The sequence below is a fragment of the Paracoccus subflavus genome, assembly GCF_004310345.1.
Taxonomy (GTDB): Bacteria; Pseudomonadota; Alphaproteobacteria; order Rhodobacterales; family Rhodobacteraceae; genus Paracoccus; species Paracoccus subflavus.
Map to the genome: position 1 here is coordinate 1 of NZ_SISK01000021.1, position 7,523 is coordinate 7,523.

Sequence of the window (7,523 nt, forward strand, 5' to 3'; positions counted from 1 at the left end):
CTGGGTGATGGTAGTCTCTGGCATGTGGCATATCCCTTTCTCGGTTGAGAATTGACGGCGTTCTGAACACCGCCATGATATGCCGCCCCCTCAGGGCATCACCAACTTTCGCTCATTACTCGGTTTGCTGGCAACGCAGCTTCTGATCAGCCTCGGCGATATCACCTTTTCCGCGCTGACGCTTTATTTGCTGTTGCCAGCGGGCGGACCCGGCTTTCTGACCTTCGTGGCAATCTTCGCTGCCGCGACGATGGCCGGCGTCGTCAGCCATGTGCCGGGTGGGGTCGGCGTGTTCGAAACCATTGTCATCGCGGCACTGCCCGCCTCGGTCGGTGTCGACAAGATCGCCGCCGCCCTGCTTCTGTATCGGCTGATCTACTTTCTGGTGCCTTTCGCGCTGGCGCTGATCCTGATGGCGGCATTCGAAAGCTGGCGCGCGCTTGACGGCAGGACCCGCGACAGCGGCATTTCCCGCCTCTTTGCCGCAACCGAGCCAGCCTTCCGCGCCATCGAGCCCGCCGCGCCGATCCTGCTGGCGATCATGACCTTCGGTTCGGGGCTGTGGATGTCGCTGTCGGCCTTGCTGCCCCCCGTCAGCCAGACGACCGAGGCCGCGGAAGCGCTGTTTCCGCTGGCCTTCGTCGAGGGCTCGACCCTGCTGACCAGCGCACTTGGGGCCCTGCTGATCATCCTGTCGCTTGGGCTGGCGCGCCGCAGCCTTGGCGCCTTCTGGCTGACCACCGGCGCGATGCTGGCCGGTGCCGTTGTCGCGCTGTTGCAGCGCACCGAGATGGAACAGGCGGTCACGCTGATTATCGCCGTGCTGATCCTTATGCCCTTTCGCGGCGCCTTCCATCGCCGCTCGGTCCTGACTCATGGGGCGATGACGCCGGGCTGGGCCGCCCTGTTACTGGCGGCGATCTTCAGCGTTGGCTTCGTGCTGTTCTACGCGCATAAGAGCACCCCCTATGCGCATGAATTGTGGTGGCAGTTCGCGAGCGATGCGAATGCGCCGCGCGCTTTGCGATCCGGCCTGCTCATCAGCCTGTTCATCGGCGCAGGATCGCTGCTGTTCCTGCTGCGCGCCCCGCGCTTTCAGCCGCAGCCGCCCGATGCCGAGACATTGGAGGCCGCGCGAAGGATCGCCATGGCCAGCGACCAGCCCGATGCGGGATTTGCGCTGACCGGAGACAAGGCGATCATGCTGTCCGATGGCGGCGACGCGCTGGTGATGTTCGGCGTCTCGGGCGGGTCCTGGCTGGCATATGGTGGCCCCGTCGGCGAAGCTGTGGCCGCCGAAGAGATCGGCTTTACCTTCGTGGATGCCGCGCGCCGTGCCGGTGCCCGCCCGGTCTTTTATGAGATCGGCCCGGAATCGGTGCCGCTGATGCTGGAACTGGGCATGGTCCTGCACAAGATGGGCGAAAAGGCGGTGGTCGATTTGACCCGTTTCACGCTGGATGGCGCGGCCCGAAAGAAACTGCGCGCCGCCCATGCCCGCGCGGGGCGCGACGGGCTGTCGCTTGAGATCGTATCGCCGCCCCATGACGACGGGCTGTTGTCGCAATTTCACCGGATCTCGGATGAATGGCTGGCGGCGAAGAATGTCCGCGAGAAGGGCTTTTCGGTGGGCCGTTTCGACAGGGATTGGCTGAACCGCTGGCCCATCGCGGTCGTGCGGCAGGGCGACCGGATGGTGGCCTTCGCCAATCTAATGGCAACGGACTCTCGCGAGACCTGCAGCATCGATCTGATGCGGCATTCCGGCGCCGCGCCCGGCGGCACGATGGAGTTCCTGTTCACTGAACTGATGCTGCAACTGAAGGCGCAGGGATTTGCGCGATTCTCGCTTGGCATGGCGCCGCTTTCCGGCCTTGCACCGAATCGCAGCGGCCGGCTTTGGGATCGGTTCGGCAACCTGATTTATCGACATGGCGGCAATTTCTACAATTTCGAGGGGCTACGGGCCTTCAAGGCCAAGTTCGACCCGGACTGGGTGCCGCATTACCTTGCCACGCCCTCGGGCTTGCCGCCGCTGATGCCGCTTGCGGACGCCGCGCGGCTTATCGGCCGCGACCGGTCCCGGCAAACGCCCAATGCCGCGAGAGTATGAAGGTGCTGGCAGCGGCGAATGCTGTCGAAATCAGGACCGTCACTTCAGGACGCGACGCGCCACTCATCAACAGAAGCAGCAGAAGGGTCTCATTCACCAGAAACCCGATTGCCGCGACGACGACAAATCTTTGAAACGCCCGCGTCGCCACCACACCATGGCCCGCGAATGTGAACAGATGATGCCCCCAGAAGCTGACCAAGAAAGCGGTCATGAAGGCTGCGGCATTGGCGGCCAACGCCGCAACCCCAAGCCGGATCAGCGTGATCGCGACGATAAGATGCACAAGCGTTGCCACCCCTCCGGTCAGGGCAAAACGCGCGGCCGCGCCTAGCATTTGGAGATCGCGGCAATCGTCACATCGTCGGCGATCAGATAGCCGGGGCGCCCCTTCACCTCGTTGAAGACGCGGGCCAGATATTCGCCCAGTACGCCAATGGACATCAGCTGGATGCCGCTGAAGAAGAAAATCGCCACCGCCAGCGTCGACCAACCCGGCACATCATGGCCCAGAAACAGGGTGCGGCTGGCCAGAAACAACCCGTAAAGGATCGACAGCGAGGCCAGCATCATGCCAATCCCTGTCCACATGCGCAGCGGCCAGTCGGTAAAGGCGGTCAGCCCGGTCATGCCCAGTTTCAGCAAACGGCGGAAGCCGAATTTGGTGCTACCCCCGCCGCGCGGCTGCAGTTCGACCGGGATGGCGAGCGAGCGAAAGCCTACCCAGGCGTAGAGCCCCTTCATGAAGCGGTTGCTTTCAGGCAGGGCGCAAAGCGCGTCGACAACCTTGCGGTCCATGAGCCGGAAATCGCGTGCACCGGCTGGCATCGGCACTTCGCTGCCGATGTTCAGGAAGCGGTAAAAGGCAGCAGTAGCGCGCCGTTTCAGCCAGCTTTCGTCGTCGCGATGGGCGCGGACGGCATAGACGATCTCATAGCCTTCGCGGTATTTCTCCAGCATCGTGTCGACATAGCGCAGGGGCTCTTGCAGGTCGGCATCAAGGATCACAACGGCCTTACCCGCCGCATGGCGCAGCCCGGCCATGATCGCCTGCTCTTTTCCGAAATTGCGCGACAGGCGCAGCAGGCGGACCGGCACTTCCCAATGACCGGACTGCACCAGTTCCAGCGTTGCATCGGCGCTGCCGTCATCGACCACCAGAATTTCAGATTGCGGCACCAGCCTGCGCGCCTTGCGCGACACCCGGTTCAGTGTTTCCACGATAGTCTCCGCCTCGTTGAAGGCCGGAATGACGAAGGAGACATCCGGCACCGTCGGACCGAGGTGGAGTGCCCGTGACATGGTATTTGCCGTTTCGCGGGTGATATCCTGCATGTGACCCATCATTTCACCTCGCCTGCGGTAGGGGTTACGAACAGGACGTGCCGTCCGTATTCACCCAGGTTTTCAAGTCCAAATGCCGCGGCCTCTGCCGCTTTATCGGGCGACACCGAGAATGCAGCAGGTGCGCCGTCAACAGCCAAGCTTTCGAAGTCTTCGACCTCGATGGCACGCGACTTGCCCCGCGAATAGAATTCGGCCGAATAGCTGCGCCCGCCGAGGGTATAAAGCTGCGCGTCGGGTAACGCCGCATGGGCGGCGGCGACCAGCGATTTGTCGGATTTCAGCCGAATTTGCTGAGGTGCAAAAATGGCGCCGGAGGTCAGTGCAAGGAAAAGCGCGAAGATCACCGATGTCGCTACAGCGAACGCTGTTCGTGCCGCACGGCTCGGTTTGGCCCCAAATACCTGAGCGAACAGAATGACCAGCAGCACAGCAGCGGCAGGCAGACCGGGCAGAACATAGGCGGCAAGGATGTTGGATGCCGGTGTGAACAGCAAGACCGGCGACCCTGCCCAGAGCAGCAGATAAAATAGCAAGCCCGAACGATCCTGTCGGAACATCGTGACCGTCTTGCCGAGGCGTGTCAGCAGCAAGGCTGGAACCAGGCTCCACGGCAGCGCTGCCATCAGCCAGAACAGCCAGATCATGCCCTTGGCTTCCTGATGGCCGGACCCGTACAGATCGCCCTGCCAGCCGGGGGTCAGGAAACGCTGCACATGCTCTCCGATCAGGAAGTAGTGCAGGAAGCCGGGCGTGGCGATTTCGGCGGCAACATACCACGGCACCACCAGCACTGTCAGCAACGCCATGCCGCGCCCCCAGGGCAGCAGGCGCAACAGATGCCAGTTCCACGTTACGGCCAGGCACAGGGTCAGCGGGATGCCGCACAGCACGACCGCCACCGGACCCTTGGCGAGCATTCCGATTGCCAGCCCCAGAAAGAACGCATAACCCCACCGGCTGTCCGCGTCACTGACCGCCTGCCAGAACCCGACCATGACCAATGTCGTGCCAAGAACCATCGGCATGTCGGTCATCACGAAGGCAGACGCACCAAAGAACATCGCCATCGTCGCGAGCACGACCGTCACGACCAGCGCGGCGTTCCGCCCTACAGTCTCGCGCACCCAGTGCCAGATCAGAAACAGCACCGCCAGCGCCGTCAGCAGAATCGGCAGGCGTGCTGCGGCTTCGTTCACGCCAAAAAGTTGCATCCCGCCCGCCGACAGCCAGGTATGCAGCGGCGGCTTGCCCCAGAACGGCACGCCATAGTCGAATTGCGGGGTCAGCCAGTTGCCGGTCTCGACCATCTTGCGGGCGATCTCGGCATAGCGGGCCTCGGTGGTGTCGGTGAAGGGGACGGCGAAGATCGCCCAAAGGCGCAAAAAGACGAATCCCGTCAGGGCTGCCAGCAGAAACCGGCGGGCTGCACCATCCAGCTGCATATCCTGCCGCGCCGGTTGCGCAAGTTGCGGAACGTGGGGGGCCGCAGGTCGCGCGGCGGCATAGGCTTCATTTATTGTCATTTTCTGGTCTTGCTCGATAGGCTGAATGCTGAGGTCCGATGCCATCTTGCAAGATCGATCTGTCTGGGGCGTTGCCGGATCTATACCGATCCGTAATCTTCCAAAGCCTTGACCAAGGCGCGAAGCGGGCTATGCCTGCAAGCAGCTAAGATACGGAATACTGCTGCCATGCGCGTCCTTGTGGTCGAGGATCATGCCGAAACGGCGGATTACATCGCCTCCAGCCTCAGGGCGCAGGGGCATATAGTCGATCACTGCGCCAATGGCCGCGAAGGTTTCCTGTCGGCGCTGGACAACAACTATGACGTGATGATCTTCGACCGCATGCTGCCCGGTCTGGACGGGCTGACCCTGACCAGATCGGTGCGCGGCGCTGGCGTCGAGACGCCGATCCTGATCCTTTCGGCGATGGACGGCATCAATGACCGGGTCGAAGGCCTGGAGGCCGGATCGGACGATTATCTGGTCAAGCCGTTCTCGTTTCAGGAACTGTCGGCGCGGCTGGCAGCCCTGACCCGCAGGCCGCCCTTGAAGGCGGAAGAAACCGTCTTGCAGGTAGCCGACCTTGAAATGAACCTGATCCGCCGCACGGTCACGCGGGCCGGCGTGCCGCTGGATCTGCAACCCCGCGAATTCGGCCTGCTGGAATATCTGATGCGCAATGCCGGGCGTGTTCTGACCCGGACCATGCTGCTGGAATCGGTCTGGGATTTTCACTTCGACCCCAAGACCAACGTGGTCGAAACCCATATCAGCCGCTTGCGCAACAAGGTGGACAAGCCATTCGACAGCGACCTGATCCATACCGTTCGCGGTGCGGGCTACAGCCTGCATGGCTAGACGCGCTGGCAGCATATCACGCTTCCTGCGCTCGACCTCGGCGCGCCTGTCGCTGCGGTTCGCGTTGCTTTACGCCATCATCACGGCCTTGGTGCTGGGGCTCAGTTATCACTACGCGGATCGCGAAATCAGCGATTGGGTGTCGGATCAACTGGCCGAGGATGCGGCTGGCTTCGCAAGCCTTTACGAAAGCGAGGGGCTGGATGCTGTCCGGGCAAAGCTGAGCGGCTTTGCCGGGTTCAACTTCGAGGATTACCGCGTCTATCTGCTTCAGGACCCTGAAGGTAAGGTGTTGGCCGGAAATGTCGATGCGATCGACTGGCAGGGCAGCGGCAGCTATGTCCCAGTCAATGCGATCCATGCCGAAAAGCCGCGCTATGAAGATGTGACCGGCTATCTGCTGCATTCGGTGCAGCTTGGCCCGAACCGGCTGACCCTGGGCACAAGCACCTATTTTCTTGAGGAACTGCGCGAGGTTCTTGGACGCGGCTTCGTTGCCGGTTTTATCCTCTTGCTGCTTGCCGGTTTGCTTGCCGGGATCATTGTCGGCCGTAGAACCGAACGGCGGCTGACCCAGATTTCAGCCACATTGAAATCGGTGGCACTGGGACAGTTGGATCGTCGCATCCCTGCCACCGGCAGCGATGGCGACGACCTTGCCCGCATGGCCGATGAAATCAACCGTACCATCGCCCAGCTTCAGAACATGGTCGAAAGCCAGAAACAGATCTCGGCCGACATCGCCCACGATCTTCGCACCCCCATGCAGCGCATGCGCCAGCGGCTGGATGTGCTGCTGAATGCGCACGACCTTACGCCCGAGATCAGGACAGACGCTGAACAAGCCGTCGAGATCGCCGACGACCTGATCGAGACATTCCACGCCCTGCTGCGAATTGCCCAGATCGAAGCCGGTCAGCAGTCTGCGCGTTTTGCCGCGACCTCGCTTGCCCCGATCCTGACCCGGATCGAGGACGCTTACAGCCCCGTCGCCGAAGAGAACGGTCAGACGCTGGTGTTTGACATTGAGGATCAGGACGCGACGGTTCAGGGCGATCAGCAACTGCTGACTCAGATGGTTGCAAATCTGGTCGAGAACGCCCTGCGCCACAGTCCGTCGGGAACGCGGATCGAGGTGGCACTGACAAGGGCGGATGGCAGCGTCCTTCTTGAGGTTTCCGACAATGGCCCAGGCATTCCCGCAGAAGAACGCGACAAGGTCTTCCGCCGTTTCTATCGCCTTGAAAAAAGCCGCACCACACCGGGTAACGGCTTGGGCCTAAGCATGGTCCGGGCGATCGCCGATTTGCACGGCGCAGCGATAACTTTGAAAGACAACAGTACGGGCCTGCGCGTTTTGGTACGGTTTCCCGCTGGCAGCACGTCCGTAATTTTCCGGGCGCCCGCGCAGGCCGGTATGAGCGACAGCGTCAGATAACGACCAATACCTGCGACTGCCGGTCTATGCGTGTCGGTGCAGTTTTTGGTGTCCGGTGTTGATGTGGCGTTGATGTAGGTGCGCGATTGGTGAGCGGTATGGATATACCGTCAGTACATCTATTTGATATTTTTATTAATTTTGGTTGCGGGGGTAGGATTTGAACCTACGACCTTCAGGTTATGAGCCTGACGAGCTACCGGGCTGCTCTACCCCGCGCCATGGTTGTCCTGATCGGGGGTTATCGTTTCAGAGAGGGTTG

General features: G+C 61.7%; 6 protein-coding genes and 1 tRNA gene. 3 read left to right on the plus strand and 4 right to left on the minus strand.

Going from position 1 to position 7,523, the window contains the following annotated elements; translation table 11 throughout:
• The first annotated feature begins 79 nt into the window (after nucleotides 1-79).
• The gene (mprF, locus tag EYE42_RS15805; protein ID WP_130992280.1) at nucleotides 80-2,113 is read left to right on the plus strand and encodes a bifunctional lysylphosphatidylglycerol flippase/synthetase MprF; all 2,034 of its coding nucleotides are present in this window, start codon (nucleotides 80-82) and stop codon (nucleotides 2,111-2,113) included.
• Here mprF and EYE42_RS15810 read toward each other — a convergent pair.
• The 3 genes from EYE42_RS15810 to EYE42_RS15820 are packed head-to-tail and all read right to left on the minus strand — an operon-like array spanning nucleotide 2,064 to nucleotide 5,028.
• Nucleotides 2,064-2,411: a GtrA family protein gene (locus EYE42_RS15810; RefSeq protein WP_165455831.1), complete on the minus strand. Its 348-nt coding sequence runs from the start codon at nucleotides 2,409-2,411 to the stop codon at nucleotides 2,064-2,066. The genes mprF and EYE42_RS15810 overlap by 50 nt on opposite strands.
• A gap of 32 nt (nucleotides 2,412-2,443) precedes the next feature.
• A complete protein-coding gene (locus EYE42_RS15815; protein WP_211657963.1) occupies nucleotides 2,444-3,448 on the minus strand; it encodes a glycosyltransferase family 2 protein in 1,005 nt (334 codons plus the stop codon).
• Between the two features lie 8 nt (nucleotides 3,449-3,456).
• A complete protein-coding gene (locus EYE42_RS15820; RefSeq protein ID WP_246020854.1) occupies nucleotides 3,457-5,028 on the minus strand; it encodes an ArnT family glycosyltransferase in 1,572 nt (523 codons plus the stop codon).
• 123 nt (nucleotides 5,029-5,151) lie between these two features.
• Between EYE42_RS15820 and EYE42_RS15825 the strand changes: the two genes are divergently transcribed.
• Nucleotides 5,152-5,823 (plus strand): winged helix-turn-helix domain-containing protein, encoded by a 672-nt coding sequence (locus tag EYE42_RS15825; protein ID WP_130992282.1) that lies wholly within the window; start codon nucleotides 5,152-5,154, stop codon nucleotides 5,821-5,823.
• Complete coding sequence (locus tag EYE42_RS15830; RefSeq protein WP_246020855.1) at nucleotides 5,816-7,261, plus strand: sensor histidine kinase; 1,446 nt, start codon at nucleotides 5,816-5,818, stop codon at nucleotides 7,259-7,261. The genes EYE42_RS15825 and EYE42_RS15830 overlap by 8 nt, the downstream gene beginning before the upstream one ends.
• A 142-nt stretch (nucleotides 7,262-7,403) precedes the next feature.
• Here EYE42_RS15830 and EYE42_RS15835 read toward each other — a convergent pair.
• Nucleotides 7,404-7,480 (minus strand) — tRNA-Met (locus EYE42_RS15835).
• Nucleotides 7,481-7,523 lie beyond the last annotated feature (43 nt).